Origin of the sequence: Metabacillus litoralis, assembly GCF_020524045.1 — a bacterium.
Taxonomy (GTDB): domain Bacteria; phylum Bacillota; class Bacilli; order Bacillales; family Bacillaceae; genus Metabacillus; species Metabacillus litoralis_C.
This window is the reverse complement of record NZ_JAIVKL010000001.1, coordinates 129,150-147,835: the sequence shown is the minus strand read 5'-3', so window position 1 is coordinate 147,835 and position 18,686 is coordinate 129,150. Positions and strand designations below refer to the sequence as shown.

Here is an 18,686-nt window from a genome sequence, read left to right as displayed (position 1 = left end):
CCTGTGGAGTCTCAGCCTTTCCTCAATTCCCGTAGGAGTCGATTGTCTTCCGCTCCATTCCACTTGTTCTTAAAAATAGTATGCAAAATCAAAAAAATATTGAAGACGGCAAATAAAAACCCGAAGTATTAGGCGAATGTTTGATTGACATATCTCCTAATACTTCGGGTTTATCATTAGCTTAAATACTTATGTCCCAACCTCAAATTTCTTTTAAGGATTTGTTGACCACATTCCTGCTGATTTAATAAAGATACGAGGATGCAGTTTTAATTGTGAAATCATAATTTCAGCTAAATCTTCTGGTTGCATTACTTTTTCTGGGTTTCCGTCTGTTAAGTTTTCTTTATATGCTAATTCAGTTGCTACAGTACTTGGTGTAAGTGCAGTTACACGAATATTATGTTTGCGAACTTCAAGTGCTAATGATTCTGTTAATCCGAGAACACCAAACTTTGAAGCGCTATAAGCACTTGTAACTGGTGCGCCTTTTTGACCAGCAGTAGAGGAAACATTTATGATGTCTCCGCCATTTTTTTCAATCAATTGAGGTAAAACAGCACGTGTTACATAATAAACACCCATTAAATTAACATCGATAATCTCTTTCCATTCTTTTGGATCAAGATCAAGAAATTTTCCGAATTTTCCAATACCAGCATTATTAATTAAAATGTCAGTTTTTCCAATTGAGTTTGTTATTTTTTCAACAGCAGCATTTACTTCATCAATGGATGATACATCTGCAGTGGCATAAGCTGATGTTGCACCGAACGCTTCAATTTCTTTTGTAACTTCAATTAAATCCCTTTCAGTACGAGCTAACATGCCAACAGAAACACCTTCTTTTGCTAGTGCAATTGCAATAGCACGTCCTATGCCTTTTCCAGCCCCAGTAACAAGAGCGACTTTGCCTTCTAATGATTGTGCCATAATTTTGGCTCCTTTCAATATGTAAGATCTGATTACTATCTTACTATGGTTGAAATGATAGTCAAAAATTCTGCTTAGAGCGATAAAAGAATTAAATTATCAGAGGGATCTTTGACAGTAAAAACATCATCTTGATATTGTATTTTAATTTGTTGTTTCTTAAGATGATCAACTATAGCTTTTCTTGTTTCTTCATTAGGATATTTTATTGTAAAAGACTTTAAACCAATTTCATCGTGTTTTGATGTTGAAGCGCCTTCTGAGTGCCAAGTATTTAAGCCTATATGATGATGGTAACCTCCTGTAGACATAAATATAGCTTGTTGACCATATCGATTGACAACCTGAAAACCAAGAAGTTGATAAAATCTTTCTGAATCAGCAATATTTGCTACTTGGAGATGAATATGTCCAATAATTGTTCCTGGTGATAACTTAATAAAGGGATCATCATTTTTTTGAGCTAGTAAATCCTGGACATCCAGTGGGTAAGTTGCCATTTCAATTGAGTTGTTTTTCTTTGTCCAAGTGTCCACTGGTCGATCAACATAAAGTTCGATTCCGTGGCCATCAGGATCTGCTAAGTAAATCGCTTCACTTACAAGATGGTTTGAAGCACCTTGAAGTGGGTATTTTGTTTTAAGGAGGTAGTATAAGCAATTTGCAAGTTCTGATCGAGTTGGAAATAATAGAGCGATATGATACAACCCTGTTTTTTGTTGTGAAAGAGGGCTAGTGTTTTTAATTTCTTCAAGTGTAATTAATATGTCTTTACCATTAGTTGAAAGGTGAGCTATTTGTTCAGTTTGGTGGAGAACATTAAACCCGAGTTTTTCAGTATAAAATCTAATAGATCTTGATAACTGACTAACTTTAAGATGGATATGGTTTATATTTGTCGTGTTCGAACCGTGGAATAGCATAGTAATCACTCCTTAAAATCTCTACTTACTTTTTGTAAGTTAGTATATCCAATAGTGGTTATAATGGCCAAGGTAAAGTACTTAGAAATAAAAAAATGTATAAAAATACACATTTATTAATTAATATGTTATTCTTTTTAAAATCAAATCCATTTATTCCCTTATAAATGCTAAAGATTGCATGAAAACGCTTTCTAGTTAAATATTATAAAAATACAGAAAATTTAATAGAAAAAGACTTGTCAAATTTACAATCTTTAAATATAATAAACTCATGTTATAAAAAACGACATTGAAATGAGAGGTTATCTAACATGGCTGAAGCGGTTATTTCAAAAGGAAAAAATGATACAGAAACTCTTGCACAAATTAAAGAAATCATTAGCTCGAAAAATGTTGAGCTTATTCATCTACAATTCGTAGACATAGAAGGCATTTTAAAAAGTGTTACTGTAACTGTAGATCAATTTGATGATGTAGTAGCAGGAAAACAAATGTTTGACGGTTCTTCTGTAAAAGGTTTCTCACCAATTAACAAATCAGATTTATACTTAATCCCTGATTATACAACATTTGCAGTATTACCTTGGACAGTTGAAGAAGGATATTCAGAAGCGCGTTTCTTATGTTCAGCAGCTAATCCTGATGGAACACTTTTTGAAGGTGATACACGTAATGTGTTAAAAAAGACAGTTAAGCGTGCTGCAGATAAAGGATATTCGATCTCTGTAGGACCAGAACTAGAATTCTTCTTGTTTAAAGCAGATGAAAATGGAAATCCAACCTCTGAACTAGGCGATTTTGGTGGATACTTCGAACCATCACCAAAAGACCTTGGAGAGCGTGTGCGTCTAGAAATTTATAGAGCTTTAAAAGCAATGGGCTTTACAATTGAAGCATCTCACCATGAAGTTGCTGAAGGACAACATGAAATTAATTTTAAATATGCTGACGCACTAGGTGCTGCAGATATGTCCACAACTTACAAATGGGTTGTTAAAACGATAGCACAAAAATTCGGTTTAAACGCAACTTTCATGCCAAAACCTGTTTTCGGTATTAATGGTTCTGGAATGCACGTAAACATGTCATTCTTCAAAGATGGCGAAAATGCATTTTATGATGAATCTGATGAACTGCAATTATCAACAGAAGCATATCAATTTATTGCTGGATTAGTAGAAAACGTTAAAAGTTTTGCTGCGATTACAAATCCACTAGTAAATTCTTATAAACGTTTAGTTCCTGGATATGAAGCACCTTGCTATATTGCATGGTCTGCATCAAACCGTTCTGCATTAATTCGTATTCCAGCTAAAAAAGGAATGGCGACTCGTGTTGAACTTCGTTGTCCAGATCCATCTGCAAACCCATACTTAACATTTGCAGTTATTGCATCAGCTGGTCTTGATGGTATTGAAAAAGAATTATCAGTATCAGCTTCTATTAACGAAGACATTTTCCACATGACACAAGAGCGTCGTGAAGAACTAGGTATTGAAAATCTTCCAGGAAGCCTTGAAGCTGCAGTTGCTGAGCTGCAAAATGGAGAAATTGGTCGTAAAACTCTAGGTGACCACGTATTCAATGAATATGTATTAGCTAAAAAAGCTGAGTGGGATAGCTATCGTACAGCTGTACATTCTTGGGAACTAGATAACTACCAATCTAAATTCTAATAAAATATATTTACAAAAAACAGGTGGAAATATCACCTGTTTTTTTGTTTGCAGAATTTCAAATGCTTAGAAAGTGATTCTAAAACTGAAAAAGTTAGATAGTTTTAACAATAATAATATTATGTTAACTAATAGAAAAGTAGTTTTGTAGAAAAAGTTGATACATGTGATCATATTTATGGAGATACCTAAGAATAGGAACTAATGTTTCGTTAAACTATGAAATATGGATTTTACAAGTGAAGGTGCAACAAAAACTTTCGAAATTTGGTAGAATACACAATGATAAAATCACGATTCACACGTTTTAATAACGAAGTGGGGGGATATAGTAGTCAACTTATATATTAAGCTCCATACATTTTTAAATAGTTTTCGCTCCAAGTATCTATAGAAATTTTATTATAAAAAAAATAATGGAAAGTCGATTTTCTCTCAATGCATTTAGAGACATCGACTTTTTTATTTTATTGTGTTCCAAACGTGTAAACCAGTTATTTATTACATCTGCTTGTATAGGATATGAATTATACATCTCATTTCAACTAGAAAATTCATGGTTATTACAATAAAAACTTGCTATAGTAGTGGTAGTGGTAGTTTATTACATTATTAGCAAGTGAAGGTCGGATGCAATATGATATTAGAATCGTCTATATTAGAAAAAGTCTTTTTACAATCACGAATACCGCAAATGATATTTCAGCATGATTTCAGTGATAATATTGTCAATGATGCATTTTATCAATTTATTGGATATACGAAAGAAGAGTGGCAGAATTTATCTGTACAAGAAATTTCTCATCCAGAAGATTATGAATTAGATTTACAATTATTCAGGGATATTCTTTTAGGATTTCGAGTTTCTTACCAACTTGAAAAACGTTATTTTCATAAAAATGGAGATATTATATGGGGATCGTTAAATGTGACTTTAATTGATGATCCTTATTCTGATAAAAAGTACTTCTTAGCACAAGTTTTAGATATAACAGAGGAGAAAAATCTTGAACGGGTTCTTACTAAAAATGAACAGAAATATCGTTTATTAGCTGAAAATTCCTCGGACATTATTAATCTACATTTTAAGGATGGGCGGTTTATTTATAACTCGCCGTCGGTTAAGCAAATTTTAGGATATGAGGCATCTGAATTATTAGGAGACAAACCTAGTGATTATATTCACCCAGATGATCTCCAATTAGTAAAAGACAAGCATGTGCTGTTATTGGATCAACGAGATCCTTTGTTGATTACTTATCGCGGTAGAAAAAAGGATGGCACGTACATACCATTAGAAACCAATGTCAAATCAGTTATTGACGAGCAAACTGGTATGGTTACTGGATTTATATCAATTACAAGAGATATTCGTGGACGAGTGGAACAAGATATTTTATTAAGAAAATCAGAGAAACTTGCTGTAGTCGGTCAATTAGCTGCTGCAGTAGCACATGAAATACGAAATCCTCTAACATCAGTCAAAGGATTTATGCAGCTTTTTTATTCAACAAAAGAATGTAACGAAGATTTTATGGAGATTGCTTTATCAGAAATTGATCGAGTCGAAGAAATCATTTCTGAATTTTTAACTTTATCTCGACCTCATGAAGAGAAGCGAGAACCAATAATGATTAATGAACTAATGAAGCAAGTTGTTCAATTGCTACAAACACAAGCGATATTAATCAATAAGGAAATTAAATGTGTGATCAATGAGGATATCCCAGATATATATGGTGATCCAAATGCATTAAAACAAGTGTTTTTTAATATTATTCAAAATGGGCTAGATGCAATTGAAGAGAAGGGCTTTGTGATCATTAAAATAACATCTTCAAGTCATTCGTTAAGAATTGATTTTATTGACAATGGTCGAGGAATTCCGAAAGATCGTTTATTAAGAATCGCTGAACCTTTTTATTCTACAACAGAAAAAGGAACTGGCTTTGGTTTAATGACTAGTTATAAAATTGTTGAGAATCATAAAGGAAGGATCGAAATTGATTCAACTGTTGGCATAGGGACAACTGTAACCATTTTACTACCACATTGATCAATTTCTTATTCATTATCACGAGCATCTAAGTAGAAAGTCATTATTTAGTAATGGTATAGTTGCTTCAATAATGTTTTTAGTTAGAGGGTGTTTATAAATGTATTATGTTGTATTAGATCTTGGTTGTTCAGATTGTGGAGAAAGTTCAAATGTGTTAGGGATCTTCACCTCAATCGAATTAGCTAAAAATGCTCGTGATGAATATAAGCTAAAGAACCGGTTAGATGAATATTCAGATCATGAATTTTTCATTTATCAAATTGATACTTTAGATAAAATTTATCATAATAGCTATGACCATCTTATTGATTCATGAAACAATCCCCTTTTCTTAGCATAGACTGTTTAGAAAAGGGGTAATAACATGGATAAATATTACTGCTCTAAATGTATGTTAATTTCAAATGAAAATGTACCTTGTAAACAATGTGGTCATTTGGAGCTAAAGCATATATGGATTACTGTTCAAGATCAAAAAACAAAATATTTTGTGGAAGATTGAAATGACAGCGAAAATTGCTGTCATTTTGTTTTCTTAAGAGTTTGGTGAGTTTGAAGGAAAGTACATGTAGTAATTTGTAGAAAAAAAGAAAAACTGATTATTAATTTTGTATGGTTACGATTTTATTTTGCTGCTCAGAAAAAAGACTTTTTGAGATGTTTATTTCCAAAATACCATTTATAAATGTCGCAACGATTTTTTTATCTTCTATTGTAATAGGTAGAATGATTTTTCTTGTTACTTTGTCATCCTCTTGTTGCGGAGCTGGGATGCTAATTGTGATTTCTTCTTTGTTAACGGTTACAGCAATGGTATCTTTTTTTATTTCAACTCCAAGCTCCGCCTCTATAATAAAATCCTCACTTGTCTCAAACAAATCGATTCTAAATGTATGTTCATCCAGTAAATTTGTAAATGGGTCGATGAAAAATTGAGTCATCCATTCTTCGATTCCATTAATATTCATCGGATTCGAACATTTTCTTATATTCATTATGATGACCTCCATCTAAAAATTTCAAAAAGTTATACGCACTCCCTTATCTGTTAAAATATTCAATTGATTGATAATTGTGAAAGGGTGTTGTCCCTAAAAGAGCAAATTGGTGTTTGAGTGGATCTAAATTTAGAATGTGAGGGTCTTAATATAAGGATCTTTTCTGAAAGCTTGTTGATATGTAACCAAAATATGTAGGAGAAACAGTGTATTTTCGCATAAAGGCTACTATTTAATGAAAAGAAGATGCAACTACGCTTAATGCATTGATGATTTCTTCGGGTATTTATAAGCAACAAAGATTGCGAAAACACCCTATTGTAAAAAAAAGAACTTTTTAGAGAAGCAATGAAAAATTCTTTGAAAGAGATAAAATTGATCGATCATAGGAAAATATTTTTTCATTAAAATAGTCGTTGTTGAACTTAAGAAAGGGTGTATCAATTTCTCGGAGTAAATGTCTTGAAGTTACTATGCACGAAGGAAATCTTCTCCTTGATTATAAAGGCTCTTTTCTGAAAGCTTGTTGCTAATTGACCTAATTATGCCGTGGAAACATCGTTGATATGGCATAATAGGTACTATCCTATGAAGAAAAGATGCCACTATGCTTTATATAGTGCTGTTTACTTGGAGTTGTTAAAGCAACAGAGTTTACGAAACCAGCCATTATAAAAAGGAAAGAGAAGCTAGTAGAAATTATAAGGAGATCATACGCCGTTATATCTAAAAAAGACGACATTACATTCTAAAAACTGAATGCCTGTCGCCTTAATTCATGAGTTGTTCTTAAATTTTAATAAAATTAAAGTTTTCAGTGATCTTGGGTAACCTTTACATATCATGACCTTGATTATTTTTTTGGCGAGTGTGGTTTGCATTTTTAACTTTTTTCGAACCACTTAGTGGTTCTGGTTGACCAGGATTGTTCCCTTTAGGTGCATTTTTTCGAATATCTTTTCCTGTGTTTTTTTCTGTCATCATCTATCCCTCCTCTATATGTATATCATGAGTTAAATTTCTAAAAACATGCTTAAAAAAATAGAATATTTTTGTGGATTTTACACATCCTATCATATGGTTTGATACTTTTTCTTGAGAGGAATGTGAAGCACTTATGCCGTACAATAAAAATAAACAACAAGCATTTCAAGCTGCGCAACAAGGAGCAACTGAAGCATTTGATTTATATGAGGCAATTGTAAAGGACAGTGCTGACTATGGTCATCAGTTAAAACATTTAACAAGTGAAGTAAATGAAGCATATCAGCAAATAAATAATGCTCTTGAAACAGCTACTGAAACCCAAAGGGAAAGACTTGAACAATATCAACGAGATCTTCAACAAATTGTTCAAGATGTAAACGGTTCTGGCGAATAAGAAAAACGACGGGAAATCCGTCGTTTTTTGTTGTTCGAAAGAAATCATTATTGATTTTTCTTACGTTTTTTATTATTTTGTTTTTGAGCAGCACTTAAAGGTTCATTTTGTAATTCTTCATTATAACCAGCACCTACACCTTGAGCACCAGCGTCATTCATACCCATTCTTACGTGGTTAGCTTTACGTTTCGCCATAATTACAACTCACCCCCATGAATATAGTTTGTCTCAAATTTAAGATTGAATGCAAAACAATCGATAAAGAATGATCCATCTAAAAGATTGAAGCAAAACAGTAGTGGCTTACTTAAGATCTGTTGCGAAGGATAACCTAAGTTCACAAAAAGCCCCTTGAAAGTATACTCAGAAATAGATGGCTGGAAGCTAAAATTAAAAAGTCTAACAAAACAAAAAAATAAATGCTAAATAGTTCAAAATTTGGTATAGTAAAAAAGTAAAACTAGTACGCTTTCATAAGAATAACTTATACATATCAATAACATCATTGTTATTTACTTATGTTACTAGTTGTATTACTATTGAACTTGAGAGAACTATCAAAAATGGGGTACCACCCTTCGACAAGAGTCGATTTCTTGATCTTATTAAGGGGGAAAATTTAATGACTAATCAAGTGACTACGAACAAAGATGCTTTCCAAGCACGTAAAAGCTTTACGATTAATGGAAAGACGTACAATTACTACTCTTTACAAGCGTTAGAAGATGCTGGAATTGGTAATGTTTCTCGTTTACCATATTCAGTTAAGGTTCTTTTAGAATCTGTTCTTCGTCAAGTAGACGGAAGAGTTATTACAAAAGAACATGTAGAAAATTTAGCAAAATGGGGTACAAGTGAGCAAAAGGAAATTGATGTTCCTTTCAAACCATCACGTGTTATCCTACAAGATTTCACAGGAGTTCCAGCTGTTGTTGACTTAGCATCATTAAGAAAAGCTATGGCTGACATGGGTGGAGATCCTGATAAAATCAATCCAGAAATTCCAGTTGACCTAGTAATTGACCACTCTGTACAGGTTGACAAAGCTGGAACTGCTGATTCACTTCAATTTAATATGGACCTTGAATTTGAACGTAATGCAGAACGTTATAAATTCCTAAGCTGGGCTAGAAAATCTCTTGATAACTATCGTGCAGTGCCACCTGCAACTGGTATCGTTCACCAAGTTAACTTAGAGTATTTAGCAAATGTTGTTCACGCTGTTGAAAATGAGAATGGTGAATTTGAAGCATTCCCTGATTCTCTAGTTGGTACTGATTCTCATACAACGATGATCAATGGTATTGGTGTTCTTGGATGGGGTGTTGGTGGTATCGAAGCAGAAGCTGGAATGTTAGGACAACCATCTTATTTCCCAGTTCCTGAAGTAATTGGAGTTAAATTAACAGGAGAACTTCCAAATGGAACAACTGCTACTGATTTAGCATTAAAAGTAACTCAAGTTTTACGTCAACAAGGTGTTGTAGGTAAATTCGTTGAGTTCTTTGGGCCTGGAGTAGCACAACTTCCACTTGCAGATCGTGCAACAATTGCAAACATGGCTCCTGAATATGGTGCTACATGTGGTTTCTTCCCAGTTGATGAAGAAGCATTAAATTATATGCGCTTAACTGGTCGTGAAGAAGAGCAGATTCAAATTGTTGGTGACTATTGTAAAGCAAATGGTTTATTCTTCACTCCTGAAAATGAAGACCCAATTTTCACAAAGGTTGTTGAAATTGACCTTTCTGAAATTGAAGCAAATCTTTCTGGTCCTAAACGTCCACAAGATTTAATTCCTCTTTCAATGATGAAGGATACATTCCATGATCATTTAGTTGCGCCTGCTGGAAACCAAGGTTTCGGTTTAGAGCCAACTGAGATCAACAAAGAAATTACTGTTAAGTTTAAAAATGGTGATGAAACAAATATGAAAACTGGTGCGATTGCGATTGCAGCGATCACTAGTTGTACGAATACATCAAATCCATATGTTCTAGTAGCTGCTGGACTTGTTGCGAAAAAAGCTACTGAGCTAGGACTTGAAGTTCCTAAATACGTAAAAACTTCTTTAGCTCCTGGATCTAAAGTTGTAACAGGTTATTTAGAAAATTCTGGACTTCTTCCACATTTAGAGAAGCTTGGATTTAATCTAGTTGGTTATGGTTGTACGACTTGTATTGGTAACTCTGGCCCACTTTTAGATGAAATCGAAGAAGCTGTGGCAGCTAACGATTTATTAGTAACATCTGTGTTATCAGGTAACCGTAACTTTGAAGGTCGTATTCACCCACTAGTAAAAGGTAACTACTTAGCTTCACCACCACTTGTTGTGGCATATGCACTTGCTGGTACTGTTGATGTTGATTTACAAAAAGATTCTTTAGGTAAAGATAAAGATGGCAATGACGTATTCTTCAAAGATATCTGGCCTGGAACTGATGAAATTAATGAAGTTGTTAACAAAACAGTTACACCAGAGCTATTCAGAAAAGAATATGAGCAAGTATTTGATGACAACGAACGTTGGAACGCAATTGAAACAACTGATGAAGCATTATATGTTTGGGACGATTCTTCAACATATATTCAAAATCCTCCATTCTTTGAGGGATTAGAGGCTGAAGCAGGCACTGTTGAAACACTTAAAGAACTTCGTATCGTTGCTAAGTTTGGAGATTCTGTTACAACTGACCATATTTCTCCTGCAGGTTCAATTGGTAAGGATACTCCTGCTGGTCGTTACTTACAAGAAAATGGTGTTACACCTAGAGAATTTAACTCTTACGGTTCTCGTCGTGGTAACCATGAAGTAATGATGAGAGGTACATTTGCAAATATCCGTATCAAAAACCAAATTGCACCAGGTACAGAAGGTGGATACACAACTTACTGGCCAACTGGTGAAGTAAAATCTATTTATGATGCATGTATGGATTATAAACAAGATGGTACAGGACTTGTTGTTTTAGCTGGTAAAGATTACGGTATGGGAAGTTCTCGTGACTGGGCAGCTAAAGGAACGAATCTTTTAGGAATTAAAACTGTCATTGCTGAAAGCTTTGAGCGTATTCACCGTAGTAACCTAGTGTTAATGGGTGTTCTTCCACTTCAATTTAAAGATGGAGAAAACGCTGAAGTATTAGGTCTAACTGGTAAAGAAACAATTGAAGTTGAAATTGATGAATCAGTAAAACCACGTGATTTTGTTAAAGTGACAGCAACTGATGAAGCTGGAAACAAAAAAGAATTTGAAGTTCTAGTTCGTTTCGACAGTGAAGTTGAAATTGATTACTACCGTCATGGTGGAATTCTTCAAATGGTATTACGTGATAAATTAAAAGCTTAATTATATAATCTTAAAAGGGAACGGCGATCATGCCGTTCCTTTTTTGCATAGGGTTTAAGCTACACGCGAATGTTTGAGTTAATTTCTTTGTTTGTTTTGTATGTAAGCTTTAATATGTTCCCCTCTAAAAAATTCCAGTGCATTGAAGAGAGGTCTTAGCAGGGTTGTTTATGAGCTTCTTTTGATTCCCCTCTTTATTAATAAATAGACTATGTTAAAGCTTAATTTGATTTTTAACACTTTGTTGATTGGAGTGAAAGGCATGAGACTCCTGCGGGAGAAGCGTGTCAAAGGGAGACCCCACAGGCGTTTGCGCCGAGGAGGCTCCCGGACCGCCCGCGGAAAGCGAATGCCTGTAACGGAAATCAACAACAAAGTTTAACAGAACCAATAAATAAGATCTTTATTCTATACTCAAACCACTGTTTGTCATATAATTGTCATTGTTAGTTTATTTATTCCATGATTTAATAGTTAAGATAGTATTAAGGAGATAACCTCATGTATGATGCAATACAATTAGGACCTCTCACAATCCAATATTTTTTAATTATTGCTGTTTTGTCATTCTTACTCACATATTTCATCCTTGAAGCTTTTTTAAAAGATTCACAAGTAAAACAGTTTTTCCAACAACATTATTGGACAATTGTGTTCATTTTGTTTATCACTTATAAATTTAGTATAGTTCTTTTTAGACCTAAGTTATTGTTAACGAATAGTTGGCTCTTTCTTTCAGGTGGGGAAAAAGGCATTTTTTTAGGGTTTTTATTTTCTATTATTTACATAATTTGGCGAGGTAAACGAAGTCAAGTTACTTTCAAAACAGTTTTCATTGTGTTTGGACAAACTGTCATTTGTTTTTCCATCTTATATCAATTAATAAAAATTCTTGTTCTCTCGATTTTCTAGGAGGTTTCTGTTTTGTTATGAAAAAAATATTAGCTATTTCAATACTTGTTTTTTTAATCGGGTATGCGATTTATAATACTGTGATACCAACTAATGCAAAAGTTGGGGTCATAGAAGGCAATGCTGCACCCAATTTTGAATTAACCACACTCGCGGGGGATAAAATGAATCTTACTGATTTAAAGGGGAAAAAGGTTTTAGTTAATTTTTGGGCTACATGGTGTCCTCCATGCCGCTCAGAAATGCCTGATATGCAAAAGATTTATGATGAATATAACGGAGAGGTAATCATTGCTGCAGTTAACCTCACAAGCTCTGAAAGTAGTGTAGATACTGTAGAAAACTTCGTAAATGACCTAAATTTAACTTTTCCAATTTTTTTAGATGAGAAGGGGAAAGTGAATAATGAATATGAAGTATTATCATATCCGACTTCTTATTTTATTGATGAAGATGGAATCATCAAAACAAAATTTGTTGGTGCATTATCTTACGACCAAATGAAAAAGTTCATAAGTGATTTATGATAACACTGTTAAGCCAATTAGTTAAAAGCTAATTGGCTTATTAGTCTTGCTACAAGATACAATTAAAAACCTGTTCAACAATAAGGTACTGAATTTAAATATCTAAAATCATCTACATTTCAAGAAAATAAATTATTTAATAAAAATGTTTTAAGATTTCTGAAAATTGGGTATCCTTTTAATAACTAATTGGAGGTGTCATCTGTAGTGATGAGAAAAAATAAGAAAAAAACATTTGAAGAATTAGTACTTGAGAATAAACAGCAACTGTTAAAAGATCAAGAAGCATTAGAGAGGATAGAGGTAAGATGGGAACAAAGAATGCTTAAGAAATTAGATTAACAGTGATTGCTAATCATTGATTTGCTTCTTATGGGCATTCTAACTGTGAGGAGGCGATTATATTGACGAATCAAACTGACAAACAATCTCATTTTAATCCATCACATGTTGGAATGAAACCAAGAGGCTTTGGTAACAACAAAGGAAAGAAAATGCAAGATACATCAGGGAAACACGCACAAGTTATCCAAACAAAAGGTGAATAATCTTTCTTTCAATTTTGAAAAATGTTGAGTAAAAATTAGCGAGTTTAAGCAGACTAATGTTGTTGAAAAGTGCTTATGCATCTTTGACTTACTTTATTTTAAAATGGAAGGAAGACTATTATGCCAAAACATACAAAACCAAATCCAGATGATCGTTCAGATAATGTAGAAAAGTTACAAAGTATGGTGCAAAATACAATTGAAAACATTGAAGAAGCTCAAGATTCTCTTCAGTTCGCTAATCCTGAGGAACGTGAAAGAATTGAAGCAAAAAATCATCGTCGTGAGGAAAGCATCAATGCGATGAGAAACGAAATTAAAGACGAAGCACAAGCTCGTGAAAACGGCTTTCGTAATGATTAATAAATGCTCATAAACCAGGCATAAAGCCTGGTTTATTTTTGTGGAAAACTAGCTCTCTTAGCTGACATTTTTATAAATCAGACCCCAGACGCTTATATAAAGTGAAAGATCATTAGAGAATTATTAGTCTTTTTTAAGTCTTCATTGTTAAAATATTTTTATAAGTCTATGGGCTTTATTCAAATTCTTTTTATATCATATCTAAATATGGTATGCTTATTTGAAGAATTTACTAAAAAGCCATGATTATTGTGCAACAAGGAGAGAAAGAGATGCATGTTTCAACAAAAGAAATAGAAGTAAGATACGCAGAAACAGACCAAATGGGTGTTGTTTATCACGCCAATTATCTAATATGGATGGAGCTCGGCAGAACAAAGTTGATCCAAGATTTAGGTTTCTCATATGCTAGCATGGAAGATCAAGGGATCATTTCTCCTGTTATTGATTTAGATATTTCTTATAAAAAACCGCTTCGATACGGAGAAATAGCGACGATACATACATGGATTGAAGCCTATAATGGATTGAAAAGTATATATGGATATGAAATCTATACTCCATCAGGAGAAATAGCAGTTACAGCTAGTTCTAGTCATGTTTGCGTTCAAAAAGACAGCTTTAGACCAGTAAAGTTCCGTAAGCTTTTTCCTGATTGGCATGAAGCTTATGAAAAGGCAAAGAAGTAACGATGGCTTTTGGTATATCTCGAAATGAATTAACAAAATGGAAGAAAGATGTTTTGCGAGGGGAAATTGCTTTTTTAACACATTTTTGGGTGGATGATCGCTTTCCGAATTCTCATTGTGTGACAAAGGTCGGTTGTCATGATATTGAAAAGTTAGTGAATTGGGGTAAGCAGTTTGGATTGAAAAAGGAGTGGATACATCATTATGATCAATTTCCACATTTTGATTTATTAGGTGAAAAACAGTTTGAGATCTTAAAACATTATGATTTAGAAGACCATATTGATAAATTTAACATACATCAATTTAAATAGAAAATGGGGTCAAATGCGTTAAGCTTATGACCCCATTTTCATTCAATTAATTTACATATTGAAAGATTGGTTCTTCTTCATTTTCATCTAGCTCTACATGTAAATTGTGATTATCAAAATACCATATATCACGTTTTTCAACAAAAAAGGTAATGCCATTACTATCAAAACTCGCTCCGATGTCTTCAGGAATTTGTTTTACAACTCCTAATGAAAATCCTTTTTGTACATTACTGCAGCCACCATATCTTACGAAAAATTGAACCATATCACCAGTCTTTAGTTGAAGTTCATTTATGTACCAAGATGCTGCTTTGTCGTCTACCATCATTTCCATATATCACACTCTCCTTAAAGTCAAATGTTTATATTCTTGCATTAAACTTTTTCCCTAAATGGACAAGAAAAAACCTTATTAATTTTAATTATAGTACAGATCAAACCGTTTCACTACAAATTAGACTTACAATTACTGTTAAAACTATGTAAAAAAACCACTGATGATAGTGGTTTTTACAAGTTAAACCCTATTAAGAGCCTATAGCCATTTTACCTTAGGTTCTGTTTTATCGATAATCCGTTTAATATTTGCTCTGTGGCGATAGATCACAAATACAGTTAATAAAGTAATAACAATAATTAGACCAATATCTCCAATAAAAATACTATAAATAATACCATAAACACCAGCTAACATTGAAGATAATGAAACATATTTTGAAAGATAGAGGACGATAAAAAAGAAAGCTATCATTGTAATAACCATAAGCGGTTGAACAAATAACAGAAGTCCTGCAGAAGTTGCTACTGCTTTACCACCTTTGAATTTTGCGAAAATTGGGTATGTATGACCTATAACGGCAAAAATACCAACTAAAAGTGCGTTTGATTCACTTCCAAATAAAAAGGGTAAAGATGCAGCTAGTGTTCCTTTTAAAATATCTGAAATAGTGACAATTAATCCAGCTTTTACTCCAAGAGTTCGAAATGTATTCGTTCCCCCTAAGTTTCCACTCCCATGTTCTCGAATATCCACTCCATAACCAATTTTACCAACAATAAGTCCAAATGGAATTGATCCTAAGAGATACGCTAAAATAAAAATAATCGCTTCAATCATATTAGTGCTCCTTTACGTATTCTTCTTTTATTCTATCATGAGAAAATAGAAAAACTCTATTAGAGAATAAAAAAACATAAAAAAATACAAGTTAATAACAAATTCAATTTCTAGTATGAGTGCTCTACTTTGTTCTCATTCAAGGTGAACAATAGAAAAATACGTTAAATCAAAATTATTGTATGTAGCAGCTGTAGTTGCTATGATGAAGAAAAAGGAGCAGGATAAACATGGCGATTGAAAATCCAACAAGACAGGAAATTGGAGAAATTTTAAAACAAAGTAAAACAATTGCAGTTGTTGGTTTATCAGATAATCCTGAGCGCACTTCTTATATGGTTAGTAAAGCGATGCTTGATGCTGGATATGAGATTATTCCTGTTAATCCAACAGTTGATGAAGTACTTGGTCAAAAGGCGGTTTCTTCTTTAAAAGATATTAAAAAACATGTTGATATTGTTAATGTATTTAGACGTTCAGAGCATTTACTTTCTGTGGCAGAAGAATTTTTAGAAATTGATGCAGATATTTATTGGGCACAGTTAGGTTTAGAAAATGAAGAAGCGTATAATTTATTAAAAAATGCAAACAAAACAGTGATTATGAATCGATGTATTAAGGTTGAGCATGCTATGACAAAGTGAAATACTGCGTATTTTTCGAAAAATCCTTGTAAAAAACAAGGATTTTTTATTTTATTACACGAATATTGTTTGCTAAACGCGAATTACCATATACAATAAAGCATGGATAATGTTTAATTTGCATGATTATGACGTACAAATAATATAAGATTATTTCGCCTTTCTTAACAGGAGCGGGTTGTCGATACGCAAATTATTGTATAAAATACTAAAACATGCGTTCTAATTCAAATATTCATTTTTGATTGTGTGTCTACTGAAAGGGGTTTAGTCGTTTGAGTAATAAGCAACAATTTGATTATAATGATGATGCCATACAGGTCTTAGAAGGACTAGAAGCCGTAAGGAAACGTCCTGGTATGTATATTGGAAGTACAGATAGTCGTGGCTTGCATCATCTCGTATACGAGATTGTCGATAACTCTGTTGATGAGGCTTTAGCCGGTCATGGAGATCATATAATCGTAAAAGTACATAAAGATAATAGTATTTCTGTTCAAGATAAAGGACGAGGTATGCCAACAGGAATGCATAAGCTTGGTAAACCAACACCTGAGGTTATTTTAACCATCCTTCATGCAGGAGGTAAATTTGGTCAAGGTGGTTATAAAACAAGTGGTGGTCTTCACGGAGTAGGGGCATCTGTTGTAAACGCTTTGTCTGAATGGCTTGTTGTAACAATCCAACGAGACGGCTTTGTGTATGAACAAAGATTCGAGAATGGTGGTAAACCAGCCACAACCTTAGAAAAAAAAGGTAAAACAAATAGATCTGGTACGAGAATTCACTTTAAACCAGATCCAACGATTTTTAGTACTACAACATATAACTTTGAAACGTTAAGTGAACGCTTAAGAGAGTCGGCTTTTTTACTAAAAGGCTTTAAAATAGAGTTAATTGATGAACGTCATAATCAAAGTGAAGTGTATTTTTATGAAACAGGTATTGAAGCGTTTGTAACATACTTAAACGAAGAAAAAGATGCACTTCATCCTGTTGTCGCATTTGAAGGTGTTCAAAACGGGATTGAAGTGGACTTTGCTTTTCAATTTAATGATGGTTACTCAGAAAATATTTTGTCTTTCGTAAACAATGTTCGTACAAAAGACGGCGGAACACATGAAGCTGGTTCAAAGACAGCTATGACAAGAGCATTTAATGAATATGCTCGTAAGACAGGTGTGTTAAAGGAAAAGGATAAGAACCTAGAGGGATCAGATATTCGAGAAGGTCTAGCGGCAATTATCTCTGTTCGTATACCTGAAGAGCTTCTGCAATTTGAAGGGCAAACAAAAGGCAAACTAGGAACAAGTGAAGCTAGGTCTGCTGTGGATGCGATTGTCTCTGAGAATTTATCTTACTTTCTTGAAGAAAACCCTGATGAAGGGACATTACTAGTTAAGAAAGCTATTAAAGCCTTTCAAGCGAGAGAAGCGGCACGTAAAGCTCGTGAAGAAGCTAGAAGTGGAAAAAAACGCAAACGCTCTGAGACAACTCTAAGTGGAAAGCTGACACCTGCTCAATCACGTAATCCGTTAAAAAATGAAATTTATCTTGTTGAGGGTGATTCAGCAGGAGGATCAGCAAAGCAAGGTCGTGATCGTCGCTTCCAAGCTGTGCTTCCTTTAAGAGGTAAAGTAATAAATACCGAAAAAGCAAAGTTAGTAGATATCTTTAAAAACGAAGAAATTAACACGATTATTCACGCAATTGGTGCTGGTGTTGGCGCAGAGTTTTTAGTAGAAGATGTAAATTATGATAAGGTAATCATCATGACTGATGCTGATACAGATGGTGCACATATACAGGTTCTTCTTTTAACATTTTTCTATCGTTATATGAAACCACTTATTGAAAGTGGCAAGGTCTTCATTGCCTTACCACCTTTATACAAAGTAAGTAAAGGAACTGGTAAAAAAGAGATTGTTGAGTATGCATGGTCTGATGATGAGTTAAGTGGGGCCATTTCTAAAGTTGGTAAAGGCTATATGATTCAACGTTATAAAGGATTAGGTGAGATGAACGCCGATCAGTTATGGGAAACAACAATGAATCCAGAATCAAGAACACTTATTCGAGTGAAAATTGACGATGCTGCACGAGCTGAGCGCCGTGTGACAACTCTTATGGGAGATAAAGTTGAGCCACGTCGTAAGTGGATAGAAAATAATGTCGCATTTGGACTTGATGAAGAGACAAATATATTAGAAAACGAACACTTATCGGTTACAGAGGAGGTATAGGG

The 18,686-nt window shown here is 33.7% G+C and carries 22 protein-coding genes; 15 read left to right on the top strand and 7 right to left on the bottom strand.

Annotation, left to right across the window (positions count from 1 at the left end):
* Positions 1–213: 213 nt before the first annotated feature.
* A complete protein-coding gene (locus LC076_RS00765; protein ID WP_226665406.1) occupies positions 214–933 on the bottom strand; it encodes a 3-ketoacyl-ACP reductase in 720 nt (239 codons plus the stop codon).
* A 74-nt stretch (positions 934–1,007) separates the two neighbouring features.
* Complete coding sequence (locus LC076_RS00760) at positions 1,008–1,856, bottom strand: VOC family protein (protein ID WP_226665404.1); 849 nt, start codon at positions 1,854–1,856, stop codon at positions 1,008–1,010.
* A gap of 314 nt (positions 1,857–2,170) precedes the next feature.
* On the opposite strand from LC076_RS00760, the gene glnA reads away from it, so the two are divergent.
* From glnA to LC076_RS00740, 4 genes are all read left to right on the top strand, one after another.
* Positions 2,171–3,535: a type I glutamate--ammonia ligase gene (glnA, locus tag LC076_RS00755; RefSeq protein WP_226665402.1), complete on the top strand. Its 1,365-nt coding sequence runs from the start codon at positions 2,171–2,173 to the stop codon at positions 3,533–3,535.
* A 637-nt stretch (positions 3,536–4,172) separates the two neighbouring features.
* On the top strand, positions 4,173–5,591 hold the full coding sequence (locus tag LC076_RS00750; RefSeq protein WP_226665400.1) for a PAS domain S-box protein: 1,419 nt from the start codon (positions 4,173–4,175) through the stop codon (positions 5,589–5,591).
* Between the two features lie 100 nt (positions 5,592–5,691).
* A complete protein-coding gene (locus LC076_RS00745; protein ID WP_226665398.1) occupies positions 5,692–5,910 on the top strand; it encodes a hypothetical protein in 219 nt (72 codons plus the stop codon).
* A gap of 48 nt (positions 5,911–5,958) precedes the next feature.
* Entirely contained in the window at positions 5,959–6,096 is a 138-nt protein-coding gene (locus LC076_RS00740; RefSeq protein WP_226665396.1) for a hypothetical protein, read from the top strand.
* Between the two features lie 100 nt (positions 6,097–6,196).
* Here LC076_RS00740 and LC076_RS00735 read toward each other — a convergent pair whose 3' ends face one another.
* Positions 6,197–6,589, bottom strand: a complete 393-nt coding sequence (locus tag LC076_RS00735; RefSeq protein ID WP_226665394.1) for an Hsp20/alpha crystallin family protein — start codon at positions 6,587–6,589, stop codon at positions 6,197–6,199.
* A gap of 837 nt (positions 6,590–7,426) precedes the next feature.
* Positions 7,427–7,573, bottom strand: coding sequence for a small acid-soluble spore protein P (locus LC076_RS00730; RefSeq protein WP_226665393.1), 147 nt, complete (start codon positions 7,571–7,573; stop codon positions 7,427–7,429).
* A 136-nt stretch (positions 7,574–7,709) separates the two neighbouring features.
* Between LC076_RS00730 and LC076_RS00725 the strand changes: the two genes are divergently transcribed.
* Positions 7,710–7,973 (top strand): hypothetical protein, encoded by a 264-nt coding sequence (locus tag LC076_RS00725; RefSeq protein ID WP_226665391.1) that lies wholly within the window; start codon positions 7,710–7,712, stop codon positions 7,971–7,973.
* Between the two features lie 47 nt (positions 7,974–8,020).
* Here the strand turns inward: LC076_RS00725 and sspO are convergent, their stop codons facing one another.
* Positions 8,021–8,170 (bottom strand): small acid-soluble spore protein O, encoded by a 150-nt coding sequence (gene sspO / locus LC076_RS00720; RefSeq protein ID WP_226665389.1) that lies wholly within the window; start codon positions 8,168–8,170, stop codon positions 8,021–8,023.
* Positions 8,171–8,597: 427 nt separating this feature from the next.
* Between sspO and acnA the strand changes: the two genes are divergently transcribed.
* The 8 genes from acnA to LC076_RS00680 all read left to right on the top strand — a co-directional run bounded on the left by acnA (position 8,598) and on the right by LC076_RS00680 (position 14,677).
* On the top strand, positions 8,598–11,324 hold the full coding sequence (gene acnA, locus LC076_RS00715; protein ID WP_226665387.1) for an aconitate hydratase AcnA: 2,727 nt from the start codon (positions 8,598–8,600) through the stop codon (positions 11,322–11,324).
* 501 nt (positions 11,325–11,825) lie between these two features.
* A complete protein-coding gene (locus LC076_RS00710; RefSeq protein WP_226665385.1) occupies positions 11,826–12,236 on the top strand; it encodes a hypothetical protein in 411 nt (136 codons plus the stop codon).
* 17 nt (positions 12,237–12,253) lie between these two features.
* Entirely contained in the window at positions 12,254–12,763 is a 510-nt protein-coding gene (locus tag LC076_RS00705; protein ID WP_226665383.1) for a redoxin domain-containing protein, read from the top strand.
* A gap of 210 nt (positions 12,764–12,973) precedes the next feature.
* Entirely contained in the window at positions 12,974–13,105 is a 132-nt protein-coding gene (locus LC076_RS00700; protein ID WP_226666144.1) for an FbpB family small basic protein, read from the top strand.
* Between the two features lie 62 nt (positions 13,106–13,167).
* Positions 13,168–13,311: an acid-soluble spore protein N gene (locus LC076_RS00695; RefSeq protein ID WP_226665380.1), complete on the top strand. Its 144-nt coding sequence runs from the start codon at positions 13,168–13,170 to the stop codon at positions 13,309–13,311.
* A 120-nt stretch (positions 13,312–13,431) separates the two neighbouring features.
* Positions 13,432–13,674 carry a small acid-soluble spore protein Tlp gene (gene tlp, locus LC076_RS00690; protein WP_226665377.1) on the top strand — a complete coding sequence of 81 codons (243 nt, stop codon included), beginning with the start codon at positions 13,432–13,434 and terminating at the stop codon, positions 13,672–13,674.
* Positions 13,675–13,946: 272 nt separating this feature from the next.
* Positions 13,947–14,363 carry an acyl-CoA thioesterase gene (locus tag LC076_RS00685; RefSeq protein ID WP_226665375.1) on the top strand — a complete coding sequence of 139 codons (417 nt, stop codon included), beginning with the start codon at positions 13,947–13,949 and terminating at the stop codon, positions 14,361–14,363.
* Positions 14,364–14,365: 2 nt separating this feature from the next.
* Positions 14,366–14,677 carry a hypothetical protein gene (locus LC076_RS00680; RefSeq protein ID WP_226665374.1) on the top strand — a complete coding sequence of 104 codons (312 nt, stop codon included), beginning with the start codon at positions 14,366–14,368 and terminating at the stop codon, positions 14,675–14,677.
* A 46-nt stretch (positions 14,678–14,723) separates the two neighbouring features.
* Here LC076_RS00680 and LC076_RS00675 read toward each other — a convergent pair whose 3' ends face one another.
* Positions 14,724–15,014 carry a HesB/YadR/YfhF family protein gene (locus LC076_RS00675; RefSeq protein ID WP_226665372.1) on the bottom strand — a complete coding sequence of 97 codons (291 nt, stop codon included), beginning with the start codon at positions 15,012–15,014 and terminating at the stop codon, positions 14,724–14,726.
* Between the two features lie 201 nt (positions 15,015–15,215).
* Positions 15,216–15,797 (bottom strand): glycerol-3-phosphate 1-O-acyltransferase PlsY, encoded by a 582-nt coding sequence (gene plsY / locus LC076_RS00670; RefSeq protein WP_226665371.1) that lies wholly within the window; start codon positions 15,795–15,797, stop codon positions 15,216–15,218.
* 230 nt (positions 15,798–16,027) lie between these two features.
* On the opposite strand from plsY, the gene LC076_RS00665 reads away from it, so the two are divergent.
* Positions 16,028–16,441 (top strand): CoA-binding protein, encoded by a 414-nt coding sequence (locus LC076_RS00665; RefSeq protein WP_226665368.1) that lies wholly within the window; start codon positions 16,028–16,030, stop codon positions 16,439–16,441.
* A gap of 275 nt (positions 16,442–16,716) precedes the next feature.
* Positions 16,717–18,684 (top strand): DNA topoisomerase IV subunit B, encoded by a 1,968-nt coding sequence (gene parE, locus LC076_RS00660; protein ID WP_226665367.1) that lies wholly within the window; start codon positions 16,717–16,719, stop codon positions 18,682–18,684.
* The last annotated feature ends 2 nt before the right edge of the window (positions 18,685–18,686 follow it).